Here is a 25804-nt window from a genome sequence, read left to right as displayed (position 1 = left end):
CCTCTTATTAATTGTGCCACCAAGACAAACTCTGTATCGATTCGTCGATTGCCTACTTGGCTACATGAATAATCTCAACTGACTGTAGACCGCGGTTGGTTTTCCATTGAATAGACTGCCCTACGGAAAGACCAATAAGCGCTGCCCCCAAAGGAGCAAAAACCGATAAGCTGTCTTCATATTTATCCACCTGATCGGGCGCAGTCAGGGTTTTTGTAAACACTTTCCCCGTTTCTAAAACCTTAAAGGTCACTTGCCGATTCAGACAAGCTACGTCGGCTGGAATGACATTTGGCTCAACAATTTTAGCACGGGCCAGCTCAACCTCTAACTCATCCAAAAACTCTCGAGGTAAACTGGTCTCATCTAAATGATGTTCAATTACGGCCATATCGACACACGAAATAACAATGTTAGGTCTAGTATTCATAATTCTCTCTCATAAAAAAAGGCTCCGGAGAGCCCTTTAAGTTTACTCTTCAAGTTTCTTTTTCTTCTTTTCTTTTCGTTTTTCTTTCAACGTTAACTGCGGTTTTTTCTTTTGTTTTTCTTTACTCATTGGATTCACCTTATCTGTTCAAATGTTTAAATTAATCGACACATTGCACAACTAAGTTACTCCAAGGCACTACCCTCCTTTGAATTCCGGCTAAGCATCAACAGATGCGAGTCGATTCTGATTTACCGTCAGAACCTCCCATTTTATTGATATACCTTTCACAGTAACTGTTGCTATATCGCCTACGCGAAGACCAAGCAACGTCGAGCCTAAGGGGGAAATAAAAGACACCAGGTAGTTATCAGTATCCGCCAACTCTGGCGGAACCAACCTAACCCTTACCTGTTCCATTGTTTTTACATTACGCAGGACAACTGAAGCTCCGACTCGAATGCGTTTTTCAATTAAGGCTTCTTTTGACTCACTGAACTCAAGTCTATTCAATAAAATACTGAGCTCTACGGGATCTATCAGCATTTGCTGCCCCGCTTCCTGAAAAATTGGGTTTGACGGACAAACCGAGGTTTTACAGAACCTGAATGCACGCTTAAGCACGGCTTTATCTCCAACCGAACTGAACATAAATTATTTAAAGGGAATAACAGACAGACTTGCCGGACGCTTAAGGCGCGTCCGGCTTAATTTGGAAAGGTGAGAGCGGTGCTCTGTATTGAATAGTTAGACTTAAACATGATGTCCTCTTAACAACTGAATCCATCATAGCCCGTTAAAAATTTAAAGCAAGCTCCCGGAATATTCGTCTAGGAATAAGTGATTTATAAGGCTTTCTCAGCTATGACCCGCTCTATCCACGCCATTGAAAAGGACAAGTCTCGATGAGTCACATAATATAAGGTGCGATGATGCGTGCCTTCTGTCGGCAAAGCTCTAACTAACCCAGCTTCCAACATAAGTGGTGTTGTGATACTAGGAACGTAGGCAACTCCAATACCTGATGCCACCGAGTGAATAATGCTTTCATTGGTATTCAATTCAATAACGTTCGCTGGCTTAATGCCTAGCTTAGCCCAAAGTTTTTCAGTAAGTCGGCGTGTGGCAGAGCCTTTTTCTCGAATAAGCCAAGGCTGTACTTCCAACGCTTTGCCATTGTCATCCGGCGGCGCAACTAGCGTCATGCTGTCTTCCTTGAACGGCTTAGTGAGTAATTCGCCGCGTGAGCTTGGACCTTCAACCAGCCCTATCTCGTCCTGAAACGACTCAACTCGGCTGAGTATTTCATCGGTATTACCAATATAAACATTAATTTTGAGCGCGGAACGTTGTTGTTTTAGCACATTGATATAAGCCGGCAGCCAATAATTACCGACAGTCTGACTGGCACCTATGTTTAACGTTTCCCGTCGATTACTTTGTAACTGTTCAAAGTATCGTTCGGTGCTGTCACTAAGCGATAGCATTTTTTGGGCTCGCTCGTACAGCCACATACCAGCAACAGTGAGTTCAACCTTGTGTGAACGATGCTTTCGCCCTCTTCCCCGCATCACCAACCGAGTGCCCAACTGCTGTTCAATATCCTTTAAGTTAATAGATACCGCAGATGTGGTCATATTGAGCTGCGCACTGGCCGCAGTGAAACCGCTGGTTTCCGCAATGGTTTTAAACACTTGAAGTTGGCGCAAATTAATCATAAATATATTTTAACTTTATAAAGTTTTATTAAATTTTAATTAATATTGATTACACTATACTCCAGCCTAAATACAAGAATCAATACAAGGCATAACCATGAACCATCCTATCGTAGGGCTCATTGCAGCGGTTGTCTTAGCAATAGGTGTTGTGGAGCTCCATCTATGGCTTCCAGCTATTCAGTCTGTTTCTCCGCTATTAATCAGCATTGGCGTTGGGATTCTGGTCAGTCATATATTACCGGTACGTTGCAAAGAACCGCTCGTTCCTGGATTAAATATCGCTAAAGGATCAATATTACGAGTTGCTATTGTCTTATACGGTTTCAATATTACTTTACAAGCCTTATCTCAGGTTGGTATTTACGGTCTATTCAGCGCGGTTACCATGGTATCAGTTATTCTGTTTGTCGGTATTTGGGCCGGAACCAAGCTGTTTAAGCTTGATAAAGAGCAAGCGATTTTAGTTGCCGTGGGCAGCGCTATTTGCGGTGCAGCAGCCGTTGCTGCGATGGAACCAATCATTAAAGCCAAACCTCACAAAGTAATAACCGCTATCAGCACCGTAGTTGTATTTGGCACGCTTTCTATGCTGCTTATGCCATTAGTGTTTCAATCTTTCGATATCACCGAGGCCCAGTATGGCTTATGGGTGGGCGTTTCCGTCCATGAAGTTGCACAAGTAGTTGTCGCGGGCGACTCAGTTAGCTCAAACGCGGCACACATGGCGGTATTAGAAAAAATGCTTAGAGTGGTTTTATTAGTGCCTGTGTTATTAGCATTTGCGGTATGGATGAGACAAAAGTCAAAAGGTTCAGACAAAGAAAGTGGTGATCATAAAGTCTCCGTTCCCTGGTTTGCCTTTCTATTCATTGGCGCTATTATCATCAACTCATTGAACTGGATACCAGACGACGTGACGACAGCATTCACGGCAGCTGCCACTTATTTACTGTGTATTGCAATGACCGCTTTAGGCATGCTCACACACATCAGCGTCATCAAACAAGGCGGCGCAAAAGCATTTGCACTCGCCGCCCTGCTTTTTTTGAGTCTGTTCATTACCGGTTACCTGTTAGCTCAGTTCGCCTAGTAATCACGCCATTTCTCATAGACTTTCTATAGCTAATTAACTATCTCACCTGACGCATTAGCGTCAGGCTACATCAAATACGTTCTGATTTCTTTCAGTCGTGCAATGTAATCCTGACTAAATACATTCTCCGCACGTTCAATATAAGCCTCTAAGTCAACGTACTTCAGCGCATTTTTAAAATAGAATCTATCGGCAAAGGGCTGCATTTTTTCCGTTTCAAAAATAGCCTTTATCTGCCCGAAGTACCTTTCAATATCATTAACCATAGACACCATATGCCAGTCGCTACCGTACATCATTTTATCGGCAAGTTTAAAAGGTTTGTCGGTAGTGGCTTCGCGCGTTAGCTCTATCTCAAGTCGTTTAGCCAGGCTTGCCTGCGCTTTCTTGCTTCCGACAATTTCGTGCAGGTAGGACAAATCACAATAGACATGCTGGTAGCGCCGACACAGCTCAACAACTTTACGAGCGTAGTTATTCGGGTCATTCCATTCATCTTCCGTATCCGACAGCCACCCTTTAACCCAGCGTCCGTTCATTTTCCGCTTTCCGCCACCAGCATGGCCAAAGCATAATCTCATCGTTTCCCTCTGCTCGCTCTTTGTCAGCGCCTGTTCCCAATAATCCGGATCTGAATTCAGGCCCGAGCCTTTATAAGCTTGAAAGCCTTCCGGGGTGCAGTGAGTGAAAACCGGAATTGAATACTCCACACAAAAATCCAGAAAGTAATCAACAACTCGTTCCACGTTAGGTTCGTTGCCTGCGGGCTTGTAACCCATAGGAGGATAAAATTTGAATCCCGCCTTGCCATGTTCTAGTGATTTTTCTATAGCATCGCGAAGCACGCGGTCAGAGGAAGATTGAGAAACAAAACGTAAAGGGTCAAAAGCGGAGAAGCCAAGGACTATTCCATCCGAAAAATTCTCCAACGCTGTCATGCGTTCTAACTGCTGATCATAAAAATCATACTTGGGGTTATCATCGAACGGATAAGCCATATCCATCATGTAATGAAAAAGCACATAACGTTCTGAGAAGTTGTCGTAATAGCCTTTTAACCGCTTAAGTATCCCTACTTCACTGCGTAGCATATTCAAGACAAAATCTATTTTGTCCGCAGCATCTTCCAGAAACTCCAGTGACTTACGTAGCATTCGCTCTATCATTTTGTGAATGCCAGAGAACCAGCCCGATATTTTATCTTGAGCGTGACCTTCTGCTTTGAAAGTCCATTTTGTTTTTATGTAGTCTAACTCAAGTTCCTGAGCCGATTCACTGTCACCATAATACTGGTGTATTTCCTTCAAAACCGAGTACAGCTCGCTGTTAATGAATTGCTCCTGATAGGCTTCGACTAACTCTGGCTTTCTACCACCGTCTGCCAATAACTCTTCTACCAAGTAGTGCTCTATCTCAATACAAACCAGATGGGCAAACTCGTTGCAGATTTTTTCAGTGGCACCTTTTTTCGTTACCACTGAAAACGATTCTAGCCGCTCTTTTAGTGTGGAACTGGCGGTTAAGGAATAGGCCAGTTTGCTAATCAGCTTTGCCGGTATTTTCCAAACTCCCCAACTTTCGAGAATCCCCTGCAAAGGCACATAACGAGCGTTAAAAAGGTGGGTATGGGCATCAACAACGAAAGGTAGTTTACTCATGGCCGTATCCGTTTGAAGTAACCTGATTTTTCTAGGTTTTAGTTAAGTTAATAACTCGTAGAAGATCAACCGGACTCCCGATAATTGGTAACTTTTCCTAATTTTTGGTCAGACACACAAAACCAAATAAAAACAAAAATATTAAGCCATTGATTTCAAAATGATTTATTTCTGGCCTAAGAATTGCTTTGTTGTCCATAATAAAAAGATAAGAACAACAAGGAAACATCATGAGTGTAAAATTTGAAGACCGTCCACTGGAAAAAGTCCGCGAAGAGACGATTGATCAGTTGGTAATGAACTACGGCCACGGTGAATTATCTGAAGAAGCTTTTGAACGCCGGCTTGATCAAGCCATGGATGCAACTGAACATAGCCAGCTTTCCGATTTGGTAGAAGACCTGGAGCTGAAGCCCGACACCTCATACGACAGCATGAAAGAGCAGAAATTCTCACCACATTATGGCGAAGGACGCATTCAACCAACCGAAAAGGTGATATCCATACTGTCTTCTAATGAGCGCTGTGGCGTGTGGACAGTGCCGCGTGAAATCACCATCTACTCTCTGCTAGGCTCTGTAGAACTGGACTTTACCGATGCCGTTTTTCAACACCCGGACGTCACTATCAAAATTATTGGCGGGCTTTCAAGTCTTGAAGTTTTTGTCCCTGAAGAAATTACCATTAGCACCAACGTCTTTAGTGTTCTTGGCTCCACCGAAAATAAAGCGCCCTCAATGGGCAACCTGAAACAAGCTCCGCATATACGAATTGAAGGCTTCCAGTTGCTTGGCTCAGTTGAAGTGAAAGTCAAACGAACCATAAAAGAGAAGTTTGTAGCCTTTGCTAATAGCTTAAAGGGCACCTTTCAATCTCGGTGAAGTCAGAGTAAATTGAAGCTAACACTTAATGTAACAGGGAGTTAGCTTTATGAAGCTCTATGAAATGGCAAAAGCACCCAACCCTCGGCGGGTGCGGATGTTCCTTGCGGAAAAAGGATTACTGAATAAGGTCGAATGCATTGAAATTGACCTGGCAAAAGGTGAAAACTTAACACCAGAATTTGAACGCAAAAACCCGATGAAGAAAGTGCCGGTGCTGGAACTGGATAACGGTACCTGTATTGGCGAAACCATGGCTATTTGTCGATACTTTGAAGCCGCCTACCCGGACTCTGAAACGTTGCTTGGTACTACCGCTGAAGAGCAGGCCATTATCGAACAATGGACACGCTGGATAGACTTCTATTTATTTACTCCAATTGGTATGTGTTTTCAGCACACTACCGACTACTTCAAACACCGGATGACACCGATTAAAGAGTGGGGTGAGGCGAATCACGCAGCAACCCTGACCTTTTTCGACTTTCTGGAAAAACACTTAGCCGACCACCAGTTTGTTGCACTTGAACGTTTCACGGCCGCCGATATTAATGCTTTCTGTACGGTCGATTTTGCCAAGGTGATTCAGCTGCGTGTCGATGACCGCTGGCCTAATCTAAAAGCCTGGTACGAGCGTATGAAACAGCGCGACTCATCAAAGGTTTAAGGAATAAACATGATTGAACTCTACACATCAGCAACCCCCAATGGTTATAAAGCCACGGTCACACTAGAAGAAATGGGGCTGGACTATAAACTGCACCACGTGCAGTTGCAGGAAAATGAGCAAAAACGCCCCGAGTTTCTGAAAATGAACCCTAACGGCCGTATTCCGGTGATTGTCGATAAAAATAACGATGATTTCGCGGTGTTTGAGTCCGGTGCCATTATGCTGTATCTGGCTGAAACCTACGACAAGCTTAATCCTAAAGACCCGAAAGAACGTTCACGTATGATCCAGTGGCTGATGTTTCAGATGGGTGGCATTGGTCCTATGATGGGACAAGCTAATGTCTTCTATCGGTATTTCCCGGAGAAGCTGCCCTCAGCCATTGAGCGCTATCAGAATGAAAGCCGTCGGCTGTTTGAAGTGCTGAACACGCGCTTGGGCGAGTCTGAATACTTAGCGGGCGATAATTTCTCGTTAGCAGACATTGCCAACTGGTGTTGGGTGCGTACCCACGACTGGTCCGGTGTGGGCCTGGATGGCCTCGAACACTTAAAGCGCTGGATGAACACCATAAGCGAGCGCCCCGCCTGCCAACGCGGTGTGACAAAGCCGGAGCGCATGGGCGACCCTGACGAACTAGTCAAGAGCGCCCAGAAAATGGTGCAGCGTTAAGCCGCAGCCAACTGCGCCAGATATTCATCGTAACTGCCGGCAAAGTCACGCAAGCCTTTGTCGGTAATTTCGATAATACGAGTAGCCAGAGTCGAGACGAACTCGCGGTCATGGCTGACAAACAACAAAGTGCCTTCAAACTGCTCCAGTGCCAGGTTCAGCGACTCTATCGATTCCATATCCAAATGGTTAGTCGGTTCGTCCATCACCAGAATATTCGGGCGCTGCAAAATCAGTTTACCGAAAATCATCCGGCCTTTTTCACCACCAGACAAAATCGATACCGGCTTTTGAATGTCATCAGAAGAGAACAGCATACGGCCCAACACACCCCGAATAGCCTGCTCGTCGTCACCCGGTTTTTTCCACTGATACATCCACTCGTAAACGGTCATATCCTGTTTAAACCAGTGGGCGTGATCCTGCGCGTAGTAACCTATCGCCGCATTTTCAGACCACTTAATGCTGCCTGAGTCTGGCGTGTATTCACCCATTAAGCATTTCAACAACGTGGTTTTACCGATACCGTTGGCACCAATAATGGCGACTTTTTCACCCACTTCTATCGAGGTACTCAAGCCTTTTAAGACCGCTTCGTCTTCGAAGCTCTTACGCACGTTCTCGGTTTCAAGCGCTAACCGGTAGAGTTTCTTTTCCTGAGTAAAACGAATGTACGGATTAACACGACTGGAGGCTTTAACCTCGTCCAGCTGAATTTTCTCCATTTGTTTCTGACGCGACGTTGCCTGTTTAGCTTTTGACGCGTTCGCTGAGAAGCGGCTGACAAAGCTCTGCAGCTCGGCAATTTTCTCTTTTTTCTTGGCGTTATCGCTCATCAACTGCTCGCGCGCCTGAGTGGCGGCAAACATGTATTCGTCGTAGTTGCCCGGGTACACACGCAGTTCACCATAGTCAATATCGGCCATATGCGTACAAACCGTGTTCAGAAAGTGACGGTCGTGCGAAATAATAATCATGGTGCTTTGCTTTTCGGCCAACACGCCTTCCAGCCAGCGAATGGTGTTAATATCGAGGTTGTTGGTCGGCTCGTCCAGCAACATAATATCCGGCTCGGAAAACAGTACCTGCGCCAGTAACACTCGGATTTTTACACCCGGCGCCAGCGCCGACATCAGTCCAAAGTGCTGCTCTACCGGTATACCCAGACCCAACAGCAATTCACCAGCGCGGGATTCGGCGGTATAACCATCCATTTCAGCAAACTCGGTCTCCAGGTCAGCCACACGCATGCCGTCTTCTTCGCTCATTTCGCCGCTGCTGTAAATGCGGTCCCGTTCTTCTTTTACCGCCCACAGCTCTTCGTGACCCATAATAACGGCATCAACCACACTGTAGTCTTCGTAAGCAAATTGATCCTGACGCAACTTACCGATGCGAATATTAGGTTCCAGCGACACATTGCCAGCCGAAGGCTCCTGCTCACCACTTAATATACGCATAAAGGTCGACTTACCGCAGCCATTAGCGCCTATCAGGCCATAACGGTTACCATTGCCGAATTTAACAGAAATATTTTCAAAAAGAGGCTTTGCACCAAATTGCATGGTGATATTTGCAGCAGAAATCACGTAGTCAACATCCAGGATCATAGGGTAAAAATTGAGCGCGCAATGTACGTGTTTTTCGCGTAAATTACAAAGAAAGATTCATTATAATAGGTAAATAGATTATGCAAATGTCCTGGACAGACATCTCTTCGGGTTTAAATAGAATCTGGAATGTCGAGTTATGGAAAACCGGAGACGCGCAAATATACCTCAGCCAGGTCATTATTGCTATTACGCTGATTATTGTTGGCGTAATCGTCATACGCTGGATAGGCTCTAGTCTGGTTAAGCGTGCCTTAAAATCCGGCCACGCCTCGCAGAACACCATTTATGCTTTTCGTAAGTTATTCTCTTTTCTGGCTTATGTACTTATTGTGCTCATTGCCCTACCGGTCGCTGGCATCCCTATAACCATATTCGCGGTCCTGGGTGGCGCATTAGCTATTGGTGTCGGTTTTGGTGCCCAGAACCTGCTAAACAACCTTATTTCCGGCATGATATTAATTGCCGAGCGCCCTATCCGCATTGGCGATATTGTAGAGCTGGAGAACGAACGCGGTCGTATTGAAGAAATTGGTAACCGCTGCGTTCGCATCAAACGCTTTGACGGCGTGCATGTGCTGGTGCCTAACAGCTACTTTCTGGAACAGCGCGTAGTGAACTGGACGCTGGTATCCACTGAAATACGCAGCACAGTCACCGTGGGCGTTGCTTATGGCTCGCCGATAGACAGAGTCCGCGAATTGATGATGGAAGCGGCCAGCCAACACGAGAAAATCGTTCAGCGCTTACCTTTTGAAGTGTTTTTCGATGACTTTGGTGACAACAGCCTGACGTTTAATTTGCTGTTCTGGACGGAAGTAGAAGCCCCTATGGATATTCGCCGGGTGCAGTCAGACATTCGCTTTAAGCTGGATAAGCTTTTCGCCGAGAACGATATTGTTATCGCCTTCCCTCAACGTGATGTGCATTTGGATACCCTGAAGCCGTTAGAGATAAAAATGACGTGATGACGTTATTGCATCAGGAAGGATGGTAATAGCGGGCGCGCCCGACAGTTGCAGTGGACTATTGAGGAGGTGTGCAGCGCCATGGATGGCGCTGCCCAAGCCCTACATGGATGTATTTACGGGCGTCCTCCTCAATAGTTCCTGCTGCTTCAGCGCCCGCTACATCCACCTCACCTGATGTAAACATCGGGCTACTTAGAACTCGTAGCTGTAACTCAAGCTAACGACGGTTCCAACTTCTTTACTACGAACCAGAATATCCGACTGAGTCACTTCCTGATCTTCGCCCAGCAGGTTCTTAACTTTTAAGCCGATTTTAGAATTAAAGCTCGGATAATAGTTATAAACCAAATCCAGTGAATGGAAGGGTTGCTCGTAAGCGTCCTCACGTCCACCGATACCAGCCGCTAAGATACGCTCACCAAACACGTTATACACCAGTGAAGTAGCATGTTCACCGTTAGCTGAGTCGTAGTTCAACTGGAAGTTGGCAACGTACTCAGAGTGTCCCGTCATACGCTTAGTCCGGTTGGTTAAGTTACCCGCCAATGCCGGATCAATCGACGCTTCAGAGTCACTCAAGGTTAAGTTACCAGAGGTAAAGAACCCGTTCGCCAGGTAACCTAAATCGTGCAGCCACTCAAACTCAACACCATAGACTTCAGCTGATTCACCATTAACGTAACTTAAGGTGTAATCTTCATCGCCCACCTGAAGCACTGACTCAATGGGGTTCTCTATGTCCTTATAGAAAGCCGCAATGGTGTAATTGTCACCATTATCGGCATAGTACTCAAAGCGTGCATCGTAGTTACGTAAATCACTGCTCTCTAAGCCAGCTCTTCCGAACGTACGAATGTCCGTAATTGGATCGTAGTAAGCCACCGGCACTGTTTCACGTAAATCCGGACGCACAACGGTTTCGCCGTAACCAAAACGCAACTGGTAATTATCACTGGCCATATAAGTCAGCGATAAAGCCGTGTAGAGGTCGTCTTCAGCAATGGTACTTTCAAGCACACGCTCAGGATTGAAATAATTATTTAAATCCTGCTCACTAAAAATTAAGCTCGATGTTGCCAGAGAAACCTGTTTAAAGTCTTCATAACGAACACCACCACTTACACGCCAGGTGTTATCGAATATTGCGTCGAATTCACCGTAATAGGCATCAATTTTCTGGGCTGCCAGATAGTCATCCGCATTTGGCGCACTGGGTTCGCGGAAAGAAATACGGAAATCGTTGTCATCAATAACATCATCCGTCAAATAACCCGTGACACCTAACACGTCATCTAAGTCGTCCAGCACTGACAAACGCGAACCCGATGCATTGTCCAGACTAAAGCGACTGGTACTGTAATAACGCGCTTTATCAACAAAGTCATAGCCTGCTTTTAGCTCAAGCTCTATTCCAGAAAACGCAAGTGGTAATGACAGGTTACCGCCGTAAGACTTAACGTTATCTTCCATATCAACAAACTGGAAAATAGCACGGTTGTCATCGCCCGTTACGCGAGTTTCAGAGAAGTTACCCTCGGTGTCATAAATATCGTCAAAACGATACGAAACTTCGGTAGGGATATCCGTTTCCGCTTTTGATTCCGTATACTGCCAGTCGAAACCAATGCCCCAGTAATCCATAAAGGTGTGTTGGCCGCGGAACTGATCGACGTTTAAGACACGCTCTTCGTATTTGAATTCGTGCTCGCGGTTAGCAATACCGGTTCCAACTATAGTTTTCAGGTTACTGCCGTTCGGGCTTTGCTTGATACCAAACTCCGATTCATCTTCCGAGTCTTCTAGATAAATTTTGGTATAACTGACACTGTGTGTATCTAATTCATAACCCGCAGTGAAAAAGCCGTTCAAACGCTCAGTTTCTGTCGTTACTGTGGTTTCTTCAAAGGTGTTGTAACAAGACTTAGAGATGTCTTCGACCGTCGCCAGAGAAGTTGAGCAATCAGCTGTTGCGTTGTTACTGATAACCGCATTTTTGCGTTCAGAAACATCCCAGTCATTATCGTAGGAAGCCGCGGCTAACACGCCTATAGTTCCACCGAAAAATGACTCGTCAAAGCTATTACCTAAGGTGGCTTTAAAGTCCATGTTAGGGTCTAAAGATTCTTTCTTCAGCACCATGTCTCGTGGTAACTGTTTAGCCAGCGACGCATTTATTGCCCGAGCCTGATTACCCGCACTATTTCCAGAACCGGTCAGACCGTCGGTATTAACAATATTACGTAGACTAAAGTCACCCTGGTAGCGGCCAATTGCGTCTTTTATGCCTGCCGGAATACCGCTGTCGTCCCGGTTATAGGTATAACCTTCGTCTGCGTTGCTATTCATGCCAACACCCGCTTCAAGACTAAAGACAAAGTCGTCGGGCAAAGAACGCGTACGAATATCAATATTGCCGCCACCAAAAGCCGCCGGCATAGAAGGTGAAAACACCTTTTGCACTGCCATGCTTTCAATAATAGTTGATGGGATAATATCCAAAGGAATGACGTTACGGGTTAAATCCGGGCTGGGAATGCTGGCACCATTAATACGGGCACTTGAATAACGCTCACCGAGGCCACGTACATAAATAAATTTACCGTCAACCAGTGTTAAACCGGTCACCCGACGTAAAGCCGAGGCCGCATCACTGTCGCCAGAGCGGGACAACTGCTCGGCACCCAGAATATCAGCCACAAAAGCCTGATTTTTACGTTCCTGAACAACAGCCGCGGCACTACCCTGCAAACGACTGCCGGTGGTAACCACTTCTTCAATGGTCGATTCGCGTTCAACGTCTGCTTCATCGGCTTGCTGAGCCAAAGCTGCTGGCGCAGAGACAAACAACCCTAATCCAACCGCTAAAGCAACAGGCTTGAGTTTGTATTGATTTTTCATAACCAACTCCTGCAATAAAATCGGAAAATAGGCGCAACACCGTTGCGCCTATTCATTCGCATTCCAACTCAAATTAGTCTGCGTCAGCAGCAGCTACAGCAGTTTCAACCCACTGGTACCACTCAGAGCTTGTATCGTCGTCAGACAATGCGCCGATGAAATCAACCGGAGTAAAGAAGTCATCGTTTAGTGACGTTAAGTCATTCGCCGAGATAGTGATAGAAGAAGTCATATCTGTAGAGATACCGTCGTCATTCAGAACAGTAGCGGAGCCATCAAGAATTTCGTTTACGCCGCCGTTCGGATACCAGGCTGAGTAAGTTTCGCCATCTGCAAAGGTGTTATCACCGGTATTTACGAAGTTGTTAGTACAGGCTAAAACTGAGCTGTAGAAGTCCAGCTCGCCGTTATCTACGCCTGCTTCACCGTCTGAAGTAAAGAAGATACAACCGTCGTCAGCAGTACCATTCTCTTTAACTTTCAGGACGTTATACATTTGACCCTGGAAGTTATCATCAAACTTAGTGGCAATAGATGGATCGTTATCACGTACAGATTTACCATCAGTGGTGATAATAGTTACGTTAGCAATGGTCGGTGCTGACGTTGGTGCCTGGCTGTAGTCTGGACCGTTATTTTTCTCACCGTCGGCTTCAAATCCGCCGTTACCCATGTAGTTAGTATTGCCATCTACCGTCACTGTACCGTGTTTAATAAACAGGAACTGTGCACGGCCTTGCCAACCAGCATCGATGTCCATTGAGTCATCCTGAGTATCGGTGAAAACCACGTTTTTAACATCCGCTTTCCCCCCGAAGAACTCAATACCGTCATCATAGCCTTGATGAATATGGATAAATTCATAAGATGATCCAGAACCAACAGCGTTTAAAGTTAATGAGTTAAGGTCATCGCCATCACCACCATCGCGAGGGCCTGAACCGGCGTACCAAATTTTTGCATATTTCATTGAGCCGCTGCTATCAGTGTTATCATTACCACCGTAATAGCTCACAATACCTTCAGACTCTACGTTACAAGTACCGCCATCGCGCTGTGCATCAGTACACTGGTTGGTAATACCGTTACCGTTAATAATGATGCCGCCCCAGTCTGCATAACGTGGCGCGTCGCCAGAAACATTCAGACGGTCAAATGCGTTAGCTGAGGTAAATGTAATTGGCTTGTCGAAAGTACCAACAGCATTTAACTGCGCGCCACGAGCAATCTGAATAATGGCTTCACCAGAAGTAAAGGCCAGTGTAGCACCTGGTTCAACGGTCATAACCGGGCCATTCTGGTTAATTTCACAGCTTGTCGTCGTGTCGCAATCGACACCAACTTGCAGCGCGCCTTCAAATACGTGCACACCACCGTCAGGCAACTCTTCAAAAGTAATATCTTCATCAATTTCGATGGTCGCACTGGCGAAATTTTCATCATAGGTACAGTCTTGACCGTCGTAGGTACCTTCCACATCGCCGTAACTAGCGCACTCTACGCTGGTACCGCCATCGCCACCATTACCACCGTCAGCGCCGCCGCCATTATTAACCGTTGGTGTAACATTAATGTCGCCGCCGCAGCCGGCTAAGAATAAAGCGGTAGTTACTGCAGAGATTTTGAATAAGGTATTAAATTTCATTGGGTTCTCCCGACTTGGATTTTATCCAGTTATGATTTAAGTCGGGGTGAAGAGTAAAACGCTTGCATGACAATATTGTGACAACATAAGAATGTAACAATATATTCACATTTAAGTCACTTGAGGTCATGCTGTTGATCTTTGCGCTTGTTGAATAAGTAACCTATATCAATAATGAAAAACCAAAAAGGAAACCCCATGCGTAAATTATTACTCAGTTGTGTACTGACGACTCTGTCTGTACTTGCTTTACCAGCAGCGGCCTATCAATCCGAAGAGGTTATCGTCGAGCACAACGAAGTCGCCGATAATATTTATATGCTGACCGGAGCTGGCGGCAACATGCTGATGTCATCCGGCGATGACGGCGTATTCCTGGTTGATGATCAATACACTCAGGTAGCAGAAAAAATTGCCGCCAAAATTAAGGAGCTGAGTGGTGAAGAGGTTCGTTATATTCTGAACACTCACTTCCACGGCGACCATGTAGGTTCTAATAGTTGGTTTGCCAATAATCAGAACTCAACTATTTATGCTCATGACCATGTGCGAGAACGCTTGAGTCAGGATAGCGATTTCAACGCAGCCGGCCTTCCAGCCATTACCTTTGATTCAACCCTTACCTTCCACTTAAACAATGACACCGTTCGTGTGTTTTATTTGCCTGCAGGCCACACCGACGGTGACAGCGCAGTATGGTTTGAAGACGCTAATGTGCTGCACCCCGGTGACTTATTTTTTAATGAACGCTTCCCTTTTATTGACCTGAAGAGCGGTGGTGACGTTGACGGCTACATTGCCAACGTTGAAGAATTATTAAATCGCATTAATGACGACACGGTGATCATTCCGGGCCACGGTCCGTTAGCTAACAAACAAGATTACCAAGGCTTTCTAACCATGCTTAAAGAGACCAAAGCCGAAGTTGATACCATGAAACAACAGGGAATGACCCTTGATGAAGCAAAAACCAAGGGTCTTAGCGATAAATGGGACGGCTGGAGCTGGTCCTTTATTAACGAAGAACGCTGGATCACAACGCTGTACTAAAGATTAGCCGTTCGTCCGGTGGTTGAAGGTGAAAGTCCATGGCCAGCTCATCGCAGTTGGCCAGCCTTGGGCATAATTCGCAGTCCTTCATGACTTTTTCCGGCAAGCTGTCTTTAGAACAATGACTAAAACCTTGCTGCTCAAAAAAGTCCGGTACCCGGGTCAGCACAATGACCCGGTTCAATTGCAGTAACCGCGCCTTTTTCAATAAATAAGACACCAGCATGCGACCCTGCCCGCGAACTTCCGTATGCGGATGAACACCCAGCGAGCGAATTTCAGCAAGGCCAGTGGTATAGATGTAAAGCGACGCACAACCCATCACTTTGCCGTCCACTTCGGTCACCGCAAACTCATTAATTGAATGTACGATGTCGTCCTTGGCCCGCGGTAAGTTTTCCCCTGCTCCGGCCCAGTGCTGAACTAAATCCAGAATTGCTCCAATGTCACCGAGGTTAGCATCCCTAATGCGAATTTTCTGCTGCTGTTGAGCGCTCTTTAATGCTTCGTTTACGCGCTGCGGTGAGGTACCGCCCAGTACACAGCGCTTTTCCAGTAAGGCATCCAGCGTCAGCCACTCATAAACATCCTGCTCAATAACCGGAACAACCGCCTGAAACGCCCCCAGCGGCATATCTTCCAGCGGTTTTTGAGCCTGAATAGCCTGCTGCACTAACTCGCCCACATTATGGTGTGCCTGACGGAAAGGAACGCCTTTGGACACCAGATAGTCCGCAAGCTCGGTAGCATTCGCATAACCACCCTGTGCGGCCTTACGGCAAACGTCATGGTTCACGGTTAACCCCTGCAGACTGGAAGTCACCATAGCCAGCGAGGCCTGCCAGGTGGTAAAGGCGTCAAATAAACCTTCTTTGTCTTCCTGCATGTCTTTATTATAAGCCAGCGGCAGAGACTTTAAGGTCATCATCAACCCAGTCAACGAGCCCACCACGCGGCCGCTCTTGCCGCGCACCAGTTCCAGCGCATCGGGGTTTTTCTTCTGCGGCATCAACGAAGAGCCCGAGGTCACATTGTCTGCCAGTTCAATAAAGCCCGCCTCGCCGGAATTATAAAAGATGAGATCTTCCGCTAAGCGCGACAAATGTAGCATCGACAGCGACGCCGTGCTCAAAAGTTCCACCACAAAATCACGGTCAGAAACGGAATCTAAACTGTTACGGGTAGCCTGACTAAAACCCAGTTCGCTGGCAATGGCTTCACGATCCACCGGATATGCCGTTCCCGCCAAAGCCCCGCAACCCAACGGACTTTTATTCAGGCGCGTTACCGCATCCTCTAAACGCTCGCTGTCGCGCTGCAGCATTTCTACATAAGCTAAACACCAATGTGCCAGCAACACCGGCTGCGCTCGTTGCAAGTGGGTATAGCCGGGAATCACCGTACCCTGCTCGCGCTCAGCCAGCTTCAACAACGCCTGCTGGGTTTGCTTTAACGCCTGCTGCAAAACTTCTGACTGCTGACGACACCATAACCGCAAGTCGGTAGCAACCTGATCGTTACGACTACGCCCGGTATGCAGTTTTTTGGCTAAGTCACCGACCTTGGCTATCAGTGCCGCCTCAACAAACGAGTGAATGTCTTCATCACCGCCGACAGCAACAGCCGCAGGATCAGAACGCACTTCACCTAACAGTTCGTCCAGAGCCTGTTGTAACTGTTCGCATTCTTCAGCGCTGAGTACCCCAACCTTTTGTAGGGCGTTGGCCCAGGCTTTAGAGCCGGTAATATCCTGCTCTGCCAGCACATAGTCAAAGGGTAACGAGTCATTAAACTGCTGAAACGCGGCATCGGGTCCTGCCGCAAAACGTCCGCCCCATAACGCCATAACCTATCCCTTTTGCTGTTTTTGTAGCGCCGCAATCCGGCTCGGAAGAGAGAACAGCCGGATAAAGCCTTCGGCGTGCGCCTGGTTATACACTTCGTCAGCACCAAAAGTGGCAAAATCTTCACTGTACAAGCTGTGTGGCGAGCGTTTCTGCACTGCAGTTACCGAGCCTTTATAAAGCTTCAGAACCACCTCACCACTGGCTGTTGCGCATAACGACTGCGCCGCAGCCATAACCGATTGTTGCAAAGGAGTAAACCAGCGCCCGTCGTATAATAATTGTGCAAACTGCTCGCTCAACTGAGTTTTCCAGCTACGGCTGACTTTGTCCAGCACCAGTTCATCAATGGCCTGCAACGCCGCCATCATTACAGTACCGCCCGGCGTTTCATAACAACCGCGGCTTTTCATTCCCACCAGACGGTTCTCCACAATATCCACACGGCCAACACCGTGCTTAGCAGCAACGTCATTTAAAACACTCAGACATTCAAAAGCCGACAGCGCCTGGTTATTCACCGCCACAATTTCACCGTTTTCCACCGTCACAGAAAGGTACTCGGATTTGTCCGGTGCCTGCTCTGGCGACACTGTCATAGTCCAGACCTTTTCGGTTGGCTCGCACCAGGGGTCTTCAAGTTCGCCACCTTCGTGCGAAATATGCCAGGCGTTAGCGTCGCGACTGTAAATTTTGGTGGCTGACGCTGAACACGGGATATTACGCTCTGCCAAATAGTCCAGTAACGACTCGCGGCTGCTTAGCTCCCATTCCCGCCAGGGCGCAATCACTTGTAAGTCAGGTGCTAAGGCTGCATAGCAAGATTCAAACCGCACCTGATCGTTACCTTTACCAGTACAACCGTGAGACAGTGCGTCAGCACCGACTTTACGCGCCACTTCAACCTGAGCTTTGGCAATTATCGGCCGCGCCATGGCGGTGCCCAGCAAGTAAGTGCCTTCGTAAATCGCCCCGGTTTTCAATGTCGGATACACATAGTTTTTAACGAATTCGTCCTTTAAGTCCACCACATGGCATTCAGACGCCCCCGAGGCTTTGGCTTTTTCTTCCACACCTTCCAGCTCTTCTGCTCCCTGCCCAACGTCAGCCACAAAGGCCACCACTTCACAGTCATAGTTTTCTTTTAACCAGGGCACAATCGCCGAGGTATCCAGGCCACCAGAATAGGCCAATACCACTTTTTTTACATTGCTCATGAGGCTTTCTCCATAGATTCTGGCAGTACGGCTGCCGTGGGGTTTAATAATAAAGTTAATAAAGCATTTTGCGCATACAGACGGTTCTCAGCCTGCTGAAAACAGCGCGACAGCGGGCCGTCCATTACATCGGAGGTAATTTCGTAGCCCCGATGCGCCGGCTGACAGTGCAACACCGAAGTGGCACCGCTGTGCTCGACCAGCTGCGAATTGATTTGGTAGGGCTGGAAGGTGTCGCGTACTTCACTCAGCGGTTTATCATCGCCCATCGACACCCAGGTGTCGGTATAGAGCGCATCAGCACCTGCCACAGCGGCAATATCGTGGGTAACCACAATGTCAGCACCACTTTCTTCAGCTTGTTTTTTCGCTTTTTTGACAAGTTCTGCATCAGGTTCATATCCCCGGGGGCAAATAATGGTGCAATCTGTGCCCAGTGCGGCCGCAGTCAACATCAAAGAATGCGAAACATTATTACCGTCGCCCAGATACACCAGCTTCAGACCTTTCACCTTGCCGTAGTGCTCCTGCAGCGTTAAAAAATCGGCCAACGCCTGACAGGGATGGAACCGGTCACACAAGCTGTTAACTACCGGCACTGAGGCGTGCTGAGCCAGTTCTTGTAATGTATGGTGCGACATAACCCGTGCAACAATGGCATCGGCCCAGCAGGATAAATTGCGGGCATAATCAGCAACGCTTTCACGCACGCCCATGCCCTTTCCTTGCTCATTCAAATAAACCGCATGACCGCCCAGTTTTTGCAGGCCAATATCAAAAGACAAACGCGTACGCAGACTCGGCTTTTCAAACAGAGTCACAACGCTACGGCCTGCCAGAGTCTGGCGGTATTTTTCGGGGTGTGCTTTTTGCTCTTGCGCTAAAGCCAATAATTGCAATGTGTTAGCCGGAGTTAACTCCAGCCCGGATATACAATGTTTCATCATACTTACTCACTAATCTGTGTGCCTGAATGGGTTTTACTTATCAAATTCCAACTGCCTATTCGCACACATCGTCGTAAGCGTTTTGCTGCGTTAAGTGCGCCGCGAACTTTAACCAGCATGCCATCTCTAATCACACCGCTTTTTGTCAGTTCATCGATGCTCCGGCTGTCCAGCTGCTCTATCAATTGGCCTTCGCTGTCGAGCACGCCATCGACATCGGTTAGAAACAGTAAATCGGCGTCTAGGTTTGCGGCAACCGCAACCGCGGCGTCATCGGCGTTAACATTGAACCATTCGCCCTGTTTACCGAAGCCAATAGAGCTTATTAATGGCAGGTAACCGCATTTGAGCAAATTAGTAATTAACCCGGACTCAAAGAGTTCGCACGTACCCACCTGACCCAGAGCTGCCGATTTCTGCTGGCATGAAACACCAGCCTCATGCAGAGTTAATCCAATAGGCCGTAACCCACCAGCAATGGCCCAGGACATCAGTTGCTTATTCGCACAACCCGCCAAAGCACCAACTATATAGGGCATATGTTGCTCGGGGCTGACTCGCAACCCTTCATGCTTTTCACTTTTTAGACCAGCATTAGACAACCATTGCTGAGCCAGAGCGCCGCCGCCGTGCACAATAACGGTATGGTTTTCAGTGTCTGACAGGGACGCAAACAGAGCTTTCATCTCTTCGGGTTGCTCGAGCAGGCTGCCACCCAGCTTTATGACGTTCATAACAGCCCCTCTTCAGGTGCTAAACCAAGCTGCAGGTTTACACATTGAATAGCCTGGCTGGCGGCACCTTTTAGCAAGTTATCAATGGCCGAAAAGGCAATAAGCTGGGTGCCCTGCCGATGCCAGCCAATATCCACAAAGGGTTGCTGCACCACATTTTTAATGGCTGGTCGTGCTTGTTTTTCAAAACGAACCAAAGGCTGATCTGCATAGCATTGATAAGCTTTATCTAAATCGCCGGCGCTAACATCATCGTTAAGTTCTGCGTATAAAGTCGCCAGAATGCCGCGCGGAAACTGCGCTAAATGCGGAGTGAACAAAACCTCATGCTGTAACTGTTGAGCAATTTCCGGAGTATGCCGATGCTCAAACAGCCCATACGCTTGCAAAGAAAGTTCCGCACCATGACTTACCAGCGCGGCCTTTCGTCCGGCACCGGTCACACCGGATACCGCATTAATAATAATTTTGCTGTCGCTGAGTAAGCCTGCCTGTTTTACCGGAAGCAATGCCATTAGCGCCGCTGTAGGGTAACAACCGGGCACGGCAACTAACTGCGCGGCAGCTATTTCTTGCGGGTACCATTCCGCCAGCCCATAAACCGCTTGTTGTAGCCACAAGTCCTGCTGATGCTCAAAGCCGTAAAAAGAGGGATAATCTTCAGTTGCGTTTAACCGAAAGCCACCGGACAGGTCTATGACTTTCAAACCAGCAGCCAGAAACTCAGGAGCCAACTCCACACTCACGCCATGATCAGTGCAGAGGAACACTGTGTCAGCCGAGTCTTTAATGAAGTCTTTTTCATGACTGGATAAGCCCTGTAACGAAAGTTTCACTAAATGCGAATATTGTGGGTGTAAATCACTCAACAACGAGCCTGCATCACTGCTATGCTCAGAGACATAACAACCCAAAAGACTAAGTGCCGGATGTTGTTGCACCAAGCGGGTTAGTTCGACGCCGACGTAACCGCTGGCTCCGATTATTGCGACTGACTGAGACTGCGCTGCTGTATACTGCATGCGACAAAAACCTGTTGCTGTTTCTGAGTAAAAATGCAGAATAACCGAATAAATATACTTATGCAATAATAGTGAATAATTATATTAAGGATTAACTATCATGAGCACTCCAGCCTTACCATCATTCTTCTCAATGTATCAGCAACTCATTGCACAGCCTTCCATCAGCTCTATTGACCCTAAGTGGGATCACAGCAATCAGAAAGTTGTGAACTTACTGGCTGAATGGCTGGAATTACTAGGGTTTGAGTGCGAAATCAATGAGCTGCAAAGCCAGCCGGGAAAGTTCAATTTACTGGCTCGCCGGGGAGCAGGAAGCGGCGGTTTACTGCTGTCAGGACATACTGACACCGTGCCTTACGATGCCCGCCGCTGGAGCTTTGACCCCTTTAAACTCACCGAGCAGGATAACCGCTGGTACGGTCTTGGTAGCATTGATATGAAAGGCTTTTTTGCTTTTGTTATTCAGGCTCTGAGTGAGCTGGACGCAACTGAGCAAACTAAGCCCGTGATGATACTGGCCACCGCTGACGAAGAAACCACAATGGACGGCGCTCGTGAAGTCAGTCGCTTTGCGAACTTAAAACCCGACTACTGCGTCATAGGCGAACCCACAGATATGCGCCCGGTATACGCGCACAAAGGCCACATGAGCGAAGTAATACGCATTACAGGACGCTCCGGCCACAGCTCAGACCCGGCACTGGGCATTAACGCCATAGAACTGATGCATGAAGTCATTTCAGCACTCATGAAATTAAAAGAAGAATTTAAGCATAAATATTCAGATTCAAGCTTTTCGGTACCACACCCCACCATGAACTTTGGTCACATTCATGGCGGCGACAACGCCAACCGGATTTGCGGCTGTTGTGAGTTGCATCTGGACATTCGTCCTCTGCCGGGCTTGTCTGTCGATGAGCTTTACGTTCACCTGCACCAGGCAACGGAAAATATTCAGGCCCGTTACCCAGGGTCAATTGAGCTCATTTCACTGCACCACCCCATACCGGCTTTTCAGCAAAGTACCGACTCCGCATTGGTGCAATTAGCCGAGAAAATTTCGAAAACTCAAGCGCAGGCGGTTAACTACTGCACTGAAGCGCCCTTTCTTCAGGAACTGGGCTGTGAAACACTAGTAATGGGGCCTGGCTCAATACGTCAGGCACATCAGCCCGACGAGTATCTATTAGTTGAAACCATAAAACCCACTCAGGAAAAACTAAAAAGTTTACTAAAAAGTTATTGTTTTTCGGGTTAGCTGCCGATAGCAAAAGAATCAACCAGGCTTAAGCACTGGCCAATTTGCTACAGTTAAAAGGACTGGGTTAACTAAAAAGGAACACGCCATGATACGACAGATTTCCATAGGTGTCCGCGCGAGCATCGCTTTCGGACTGATCGGAATACTCATCCTTATTCTCGGCATTTTTGCGATAAATAGGATTGGAGTCATTGGTAACGAAATAACGATTATTACCGACAAGCAGATGCCGGCGCTGGACAATGTAAATGATATAAACCGTGATTTTCTTTTGGTGAGAATTCATTCAGCCAACGTTTCCAGCTATGTAAATGACGCTGACCGTTTAGCAACCTATAAAACCAGACTCTCCGACGCTATTGACTCTCTTAAGCGGAATCAGAGCGAATACGAGAGTGTTATAGAAGATTCTCAGGCTCAAAAGCTATTTAATGAATACAAAGCACTTGATAAAGAATATTGGCAGCTGAACGATCAATTTGACCAGTTAGTTGACGCAGGTCTTACAGATGCCATTGCCTCTATAAGAGAAAACAGCATACTTCCGCTGACCAACAAAATTACCGAGAAGCTGGCAGAGCTTCACAGTAGAGAAACTGTTCTTATTGATGAAGCGGCAAGTGACGCGCAAGGCGTAGCGGCAAACGCTAATCTTGCAGTTATTATCGTACTTATAGTTGCTATCGCATTGCTGGCCCTGTTCGCTATTGTGCTGACCCGCAGTATTGTCAGACCGATTGGCGCCGCTGTTGATTTTGCCGAGACTATTGCTAAACGAGACCTGACACAGCGAATTGAAATTGTCGGCAACGACGAGCCGGCACGCTTGCTCCGTCAACTAGAGCGAACGCAAACAGAACTGCGCAATTCCATTACCACCATATCGGAATCGTCGGAGCAGTTGGCATCAACCTCTGAAGAACTGAGTTCAGTGACTGAAGAGTCAACCCGGACTATTCAGCAGCAGTCTGAAGAATTAGAGCAGGCTGCAACAGCCGTGAACGAGCTGACCACTGCCGTTGAAACCGTTGCGCAGGACGCCCAGAATGCTTCTGAAGCTTCTGATGAAGCAAATCAACAAGCGCAACAAGGTAATGACCGCGTACGTCAAACCGTCCGTGCTATTGAAGAGTTGTCTCAGGAAATTGGAGACTCTTCAGGTAACGTGACTGAGCTTGCAGAAAAAGTTAAAAGCATTACTAAAGTGCTTGAGGTTATTAGCGGTATTGCCGAGCAAACGAACCTGCTGGCACTGAATGCGGCAATAGAAGCGGCTCGTGCCGGCGAATCAGGTCGAGGGTTTGCTGTTGTTGCTGATGAAGTTCGTTCGTTAGCTCACAAGACGCAGCAGTCCACTGTTGAAATTGAAGACATGGTTAAAGCTATTAATGAGTCCAGCGACCGTTCTGTAGCCACTATGGACAAGAGCTTAGAGCGTGCTACTAAGACTCTGGACGTGGCACGAGAAGCCGGTGAAGCACTGCAGTTAATTGCCACGGCCGTAAGTGAAATAAACAATCACAATACGTCCATAGCCAGTGCCGCAGAAGAACAGGCAAACGTATCACGCGATGTTGATAAAAACCTCGTCAGCATTCGTGACCTGTCTAATTCAACAGCTTCCGGCTCAGAGCAAACCAATGCCTCAAGCCGTGAACTGTCGCGCCTGGCAGTTGACCTTAATGAACTGGTTAAGCGTTTTAGAATTTAAATACCTGACGCTTATGTAGACTGATACTTACGCCAGGTGAGATACCTCACCTGGCGTGAACATCAGGCCATCACAATAACCTTCCTGAATACTGCTAATTAACAGCATAAATTAGACTAATGGTGCGACCAGCATCTACTCTTAATCCGTGTTAACAAACTAGTAACAACGGATTCAAAAATGAACAATCTATTTAACTTCAGTCAACCCCTTGATGACGATGCAAAAGCGCTGTTCAACGACGAGAATCAGTCTTTTCTTGCTGAGTTAGTCGATACCTTTCAACCACGGTTAGAGTCGCTGTTAAAGAAGCGCCAGCAACGTCAGGCTCAATTTGACCAGGGTCAGTTACCTGATTTTGACACTACATCTCAAGACATCCGCGAGGGAAACTGGCGCATTGCCGAACTGCCGGAAGATTTAAAAAAACGCCGCTTAGAGATTACCGGACCGGTGGACCGCAAAATGGTCATCAACGCGCTGAATGCCAATGTCGATTGTTACATGGCCGACTTTGAAGACTCACAGTCGCCTACCTGGGACGGCATGGTCAATGGTCAAATTAACCTGCGCGATGCCAACATAGGCGGCATGACCTACACCGACCCCGACAGTGGCAAATACTATAAAGTCGACCCTGATCCGGCATTACTGATTGCCCGGGTACGTGGCCTGCACTTACCGGAGAAACACGTACAGCGTAACGGCCAGGCTATTCCCGGCGCGCTAATGGACTTTGCTTTGTACTTTTTACTGAATTACCAGCAGCGACTACAACAAGGTTCGGGTGTGTATTACTACCTGCCCAAGCTGGAACACAGCGACGAAGCCAAATGGTGGGCCGATGTTTTTGACTTTACCGAGAAAAAATTCAGCTTAAAAACCAGCACCATTCGCGCCACCATACTCATAGAAACCCTGCCGGCAGTGTTTCAGATGCATGAAATACTACACGCCATGAAAGACCACATTGCTGCACTTAACTGCGGCCGCTGGGATTACATTTTCAGTTACATAAAAACCCTGAAAGAACATCCTGAACGGGTTCTGCCCGACCGCCAGGTGGTTAGCATGGACAAGCCCTTTCTTAACGCCTATTCGCGCTTATTAGTGAAAACCTGTCATCAGCGCGGGGCTTTAGCTATGGGCGGCATGGCAGCCTTTATTCCCAGCAAAGATCCAGCCGAGAATGAGAAGATCCTCGCTAAAGTTCACGCCGACAAAACCATGGAGCGCGACAACGGCCACGACGGCACCTGGATTGCCCACCCGGGCTTAGCTGACACCGTAAGCGCAATTTTTGTCGACGGTATTGAAGGCGACAACCAGCTTCATGTACTGCGTGAAAACGACACCTCGATTGATCAGGCCTTACTGCTGCAACCCTGTGAAGGCGAGCGCACCGAAGCGGGCATGCGAACCAACATTCGGGTGTCGCTGCAATACATTTCGTCCTGGCTGAACGGCAAAGGCTGCGTTCCTATCTACGGCCTAATGGAAGACGCCGCCACCGCTGAAATTTCGCGTACCTCTATCTGGCAATGGATCCGCCACGGCAAAACACTTTCCGATAACACCCCGGTCACCAAAGAGCTGTTCCGACAGTACCTGCAAGAAGAAGCAGAAGTGGTGAAGAACGAAGTCGGTGAACAGCGCTGGAACAACGAACCTTTTTCCCAGGCACTGAGCTTACTGGAAGAAATTACCACAGCCGACGAGCTGGTCGACTTTCTGACTCTGCCCGGCTACCAACAACTGAAATAACA

21 protein-coding genes are annotated in these 25804 nt (G+C 47.4%); 9 read left to right on the top strand and 12 right to left on the bottom strand.

Going from position 1 to position 25804, the window contains the following annotated elements; genetic code table 11:
- Positions 1 to 52: 52 nt before the first annotated feature.
- The 3 genes from ACN0TF_RS10430 to ACN0TF_RS10420 form a co-directional block, all read right to left on the bottom strand.
- Positions 53 to 430 carry a GreA/GreB family elongation factor gene (locus tag ACN0TF_RS10430; RefSeq protein ID WP_417441873.1) on the bottom strand — a complete coding sequence of 126 codons (378 nt, stop codon included), beginning with the start codon at positions 428 to 430 and terminating at the stop codon, positions 53 to 55.
- Positions 431 to 649: 219 nt separating this feature from the next.
- Complete coding sequence (locus tag ACN0TF_RS10425) at positions 650 to 1054, bottom strand: GreA/GreB family elongation factor (RefSeq protein ID WP_227016348.1); 405 nt, start codon at positions 1052 to 1054, stop codon at positions 650 to 652.
- Between the two features lie 221 nt (positions 1055 to 1275).
- On the bottom strand, positions 1276 to 2148 hold the full coding sequence (locus ACN0TF_RS10420) for a LysR family transcriptional regulator (protein ID WP_417441872.1): 873 nt from the start codon (positions 2146 to 2148) through the stop codon (positions 1276 to 1278).
- 97 nt (positions 2149 to 2245) lie between these two features.
- Here ACN0TF_RS10420 and ACN0TF_RS10415 point away from each other — a divergent pair, with 97 nt between their 5' ends.
- Positions 2246 to 3241, top strand: coding sequence for a YeiH family protein (locus ACN0TF_RS10415; RefSeq protein WP_417441871.1), 996 nt, complete (start codon positions 2246 to 2248; stop codon positions 3239 to 3241).
- A 68-nt stretch (positions 3242 to 3309) separates the two neighbouring features.
- On the opposite strand, the gene ACN0TF_RS10410 is transcribed toward ACN0TF_RS10415, so the two are convergent.
- Positions 3310 to 4902: an amidohydrolase family protein gene (locus ACN0TF_RS10410; protein WP_417441870.1), complete on the bottom strand. Its 1593-nt coding sequence runs from the start codon at positions 4900 to 4902 to the stop codon at positions 3310 to 3312.
- Positions 4903 to 5132: 230 nt separating this feature from the next.
- On the opposite strand from ACN0TF_RS10410, the gene ACN0TF_RS10405 reads away from it, so the two are divergent.
- From ACN0TF_RS10405 to ACN0TF_RS10395, 3 genes are read left to right on the top strand one after another with little or no spacing between them, the layout of a single operon-like run.
- The gene (locus tag ACN0TF_RS10405; protein WP_011233879.1) at positions 5133 to 5783 is read left to right on the top strand and encodes a DUF1707 SHOCT-like domain-containing protein; all 651 of its coding nucleotides are present in this window, start codon (positions 5133 to 5135) and stop codon (positions 5781 to 5783) included.
- 49 nt (positions 5784 to 5832) lie between these two features.
- A complete protein-coding gene (locus tag ACN0TF_RS10400) occupies positions 5833 to 6450 on the top strand; it encodes a glutathione S-transferase family protein (protein WP_417441869.1) in 618 nt (205 codons plus the stop codon).
- 9 nt (positions 6451 to 6459) lie between these two features.
- Positions 6460 to 7125, top strand: coding sequence for a glutathione S-transferase family protein (locus ACN0TF_RS10395; RefSeq protein ID WP_417441868.1), 666 nt, complete (start codon positions 6460 to 6462; stop codon positions 7123 to 7125).
- On the opposite strand, the gene ACN0TF_RS10390 is transcribed toward ACN0TF_RS10395, so the two are convergent.
- Positions 7122 to 8714, bottom strand: coding sequence for an ABC-F family ATPase (locus ACN0TF_RS10390; protein WP_016341283.1), 1593 nt, complete (start codon positions 8712 to 8714; stop codon positions 7122 to 7124). The genes ACN0TF_RS10395 and ACN0TF_RS10390 overlap by 4 nt on opposite strands.
- A 101-nt stretch (positions 8715 to 8815) precedes the next feature.
- Between ACN0TF_RS10390 and ACN0TF_RS10385 the strand changes: the two genes are divergently transcribed.
- Complete coding sequence (locus ACN0TF_RS10385) at positions 8816 to 9703, top strand: mechanosensitive ion channel family protein (RefSeq protein ID WP_114981944.1); 888 nt, start codon at positions 8816 to 8818, stop codon at positions 9701 to 9703.
- A 195-nt stretch (positions 9704 to 9898) separates the two neighbouring features.
- Here the strand turns inward: ACN0TF_RS10385 and ACN0TF_RS10380 are convergent, their stop codons facing one another.
- On the bottom strand, positions 9899 to 12604 hold the full coding sequence (locus ACN0TF_RS10380) for a TonB-dependent receptor domain-containing protein (RefSeq protein WP_417441867.1): 2706 nt from the start codon (positions 12602 to 12604) through the stop codon (positions 9899 to 9901).
- 73 nt (positions 12605 to 12677) lie between these two features.
- Complete coding sequence (locus ACN0TF_RS10375) at positions 12678 to 14249, bottom strand: hypothetical protein (RefSeq protein WP_034818319.1); 1572 nt, start codon at positions 14247 to 14249, stop codon at positions 12678 to 12680.
- A 198-nt stretch (positions 14250 to 14447) separates the two neighbouring features.
- Between ACN0TF_RS10375 and ACN0TF_RS10370 the strand changes: the two genes are divergently transcribed.
- A complete protein-coding gene (locus ACN0TF_RS10370; protein ID WP_011233873.1) occupies positions 14448 to 15299 on the top strand; it encodes an MBL fold metallo-hydrolase in 852 nt (283 codons plus the stop codon).
- Here ACN0TF_RS10370 and argH read toward each other — a convergent pair.
- The 5 genes from argH to argC are packed head-to-tail and all read right to left on the bottom strand — an operon-like array spanning position 15283 to position 21063.
- On the bottom strand, positions 15283 to 17145 hold the full coding sequence (gene argH, locus ACN0TF_RS10365; RefSeq protein ID WP_417441866.1) for an argininosuccinate lyase: 1863 nt from the start codon (positions 17143 to 17145) through the stop codon (positions 15283 to 15285). The genes ACN0TF_RS10370 and argH overlap by 17 nt on opposite strands.
- Before the next feature lie 3 nt (positions 17146 to 17148).
- Positions 17149 to 18360, bottom strand: a complete 1212-nt coding sequence (locus tag ACN0TF_RS10360) for an argininosuccinate synthase (protein ID WP_417441865.1) — start codon at positions 18358 to 18360, stop codon at positions 17149 to 17151.
- The gene (locus tag ACN0TF_RS10355) at positions 18357 to 19307 is read right to left on the bottom strand and encodes an ornithine carbamoyltransferase (RefSeq protein WP_417441864.1); all 951 of its coding nucleotides are present in this window, start codon (positions 19305 to 19307) and stop codon (positions 18357 to 18359) included. Before ACN0TF_RS10355 ends, ACN0TF_RS10360 begins: the two co-directional genes overlap by 4 nt.
- A gap of 2 nt (positions 19308 to 19309) precedes the next feature.
- A complete protein-coding gene (gene argB / locus ACN0TF_RS10350) occupies positions 19310 to 20041 on the bottom strand; it encodes an acetylglutamate kinase (protein WP_417441863.1) in 732 nt (243 codons plus the stop codon).
- Positions 20038 to 21063 carry an N-acetyl-gamma-glutamyl-phosphate reductase gene (gene argC / locus ACN0TF_RS10345; RefSeq protein ID WP_417441862.1) on the bottom strand — a complete coding sequence of 342 codons (1026 nt, stop codon included), beginning with the start codon at positions 21061 to 21063 and terminating at the stop codon, positions 20038 to 20040. Before argC ends, argB begins: the two co-directional genes overlap by 4 nt.
- Before the next feature lie 100 nt (positions 21064 to 21163).
- On the opposite strand from argC, the gene argE reads away from it, so the two are divergent.
- The 3 genes from argE to aceB all read left to right on the top strand — a co-directional run bounded on the left by argE (position 21164) and on the right by aceB (position 25802).
- Complete coding sequence (argE, locus tag ACN0TF_RS10340) at positions 21164 to 22324, top strand: acetylornithine deacetylase (protein WP_417441861.1); 1161 nt, start codon at positions 21164 to 21166, stop codon at positions 22322 to 22324.
- Between the two features lie 88 nt (positions 22325 to 22412).
- The gene (locus ACN0TF_RS10335; protein ID WP_417441860.1) at positions 22413 to 24038 is read left to right on the top strand and encodes a methyl-accepting chemotaxis protein; all 1626 of its coding nucleotides are present in this window, start codon (positions 22413 to 22415) and stop codon (positions 24036 to 24038) included.
- A 180-nt stretch (positions 24039 to 24218) separates the two neighbouring features.
- On the top strand, positions 24219 to 25802 hold the full coding sequence (aceB, locus tag ACN0TF_RS10330) for a malate synthase A (protein ID WP_417441859.1): 1584 nt from the start codon (positions 24219 to 24221) through the stop codon (positions 25800 to 25802).
- Positions 25803 to 25804 lie beyond the last annotated feature (2 nt).

Source organism: Idiomarina sp., assembly GCF_048265525.1.
Classification (GTDB): Bacteria; Pseudomonadota; Gammaproteobacteria; order Enterobacterales; family Alteromonadaceae; genus Idiomarina.
Note: the sequence above shows the minus strand (reverse complement) of the source record. Positions and strands in the feature narration are given on the sequence as shown.

Coding starts and splice junctions, on each gene's coding strand:
- ACN0TF_RS10430 (WP_417441873.1), bottom strand. CDS start 430: ATGAATACTAGACCTAACATTGTTATTTCGTGTGTCGATATGGCCGTA.
- ACN0TF_RS10420 (WP_417441872.1), bottom strand. CDS start 2,148: ATGATTAATTTGCGCCAACTTCAAGTGTTTAAAACCATTGCGGAAACC.
- ACN0TF_RS10415 (WP_417441871.1), top strand. CDS start 2,246: ATGAACCATCCTATCGTAGGGCTCATTGCAGCGGTTGTCTTAGCAATA.
- ACN0TF_RS10410 (WP_417441870.1), bottom strand. CDS start 4,902: ATGAGTAAACTACCTTTCGTTGTTGATGCCCATACCCACCTTTTTAAC.
- ACN0TF_RS10405 (WP_011233879.1), top strand. CDS start 5,133: ATGAGTGTAAAATTTGAAGACCGTCCACTGGAAAAAGTCCGCGAAGAG.
- ACN0TF_RS10400 (WP_417441869.1), top strand. CDS start 5,833: ATGAAGCTCTATGAAATGGCAAAAGCACCCAACCCTCGGCGGGTGCGG.
- ACN0TF_RS10395 (WP_417441868.1), top strand. CDS start 6,460: ATGATTGAACTCTACACATCAGCAACCCCCAATGGTTATAAAGCCACG.
- ACN0TF_RS10385 (WP_114981944.1), top strand. CDS start 8,816: ATGCAAATGTCCTGGACAGACATCTCTTCGGGTTTAAATAGAATCTGG.
- ACN0TF_RS10380 (WP_417441867.1), bottom strand. CDS start 12,604: ATGAAAAATCAATACAAACTCAAGCCTGTTGCTTTAGCGGTTGGATTA.
- ACN0TF_RS10375 (WP_034818319.1), bottom strand. CDS start 14,249: ATGAAATTTAATACCTTATTCAAAATCTCTGCAGTAACTACCGCTTTA.
- ACN0TF_RS10370 (WP_011233873.1), top strand. CDS start 14,448: ATGCGTAAATTATTACTCAGTTGTGTACTGACGACTCTGTCTGTACTT.
- argH (WP_417441866.1), bottom strand. CDS start 17,145: ATGGCGTTATGGGGCGGACGTTTTGCGGCAGGACCCGATGCCGCGTTT.
- ACN0TF_RS10360 (WP_417441865.1), bottom strand. CDS start 18,360: ATGAGCAATGTAAAAAAAGTGGTATTGGCCTATTCTGGTGGCCTGGAT.
- ACN0TF_RS10355 (WP_417441864.1), bottom strand. CDS start 19,307: ATGATGAAACATTGTATATCCGGGCTGGAGTTAACTCCGGCTAACACA.
- argB (WP_417441863.1), bottom strand. CDS start 20,041: ATGAACGTCATAAAGCTGGGTGGCAGCCTGCTCGAGCAACCCGAAGAG.
- argC (WP_417441862.1), bottom strand. CDS start 21,063: ATGCAGTATACAGCAGCGCAGTCTCAGTCAGTCGCAATAATCGGAGCC.
- argE (WP_417441861.1), top strand. CDS start 21,164: ATGAGCACTCCAGCCTTACCATCATTCTTCTCAATGTATCAGCAACTC.
- ACN0TF_RS10335 (WP_417441860.1), top strand. CDS start 22,413: ATGATACGACAGATTTCCATAGGTGTCCGCGCGAGCATCGCTTTCGGA.
- aceB (WP_417441859.1), top strand. CDS start 24,219: ATGAACAATCTATTTAACTTCAGTCAACCCCTTGATGACGATGCAAAA.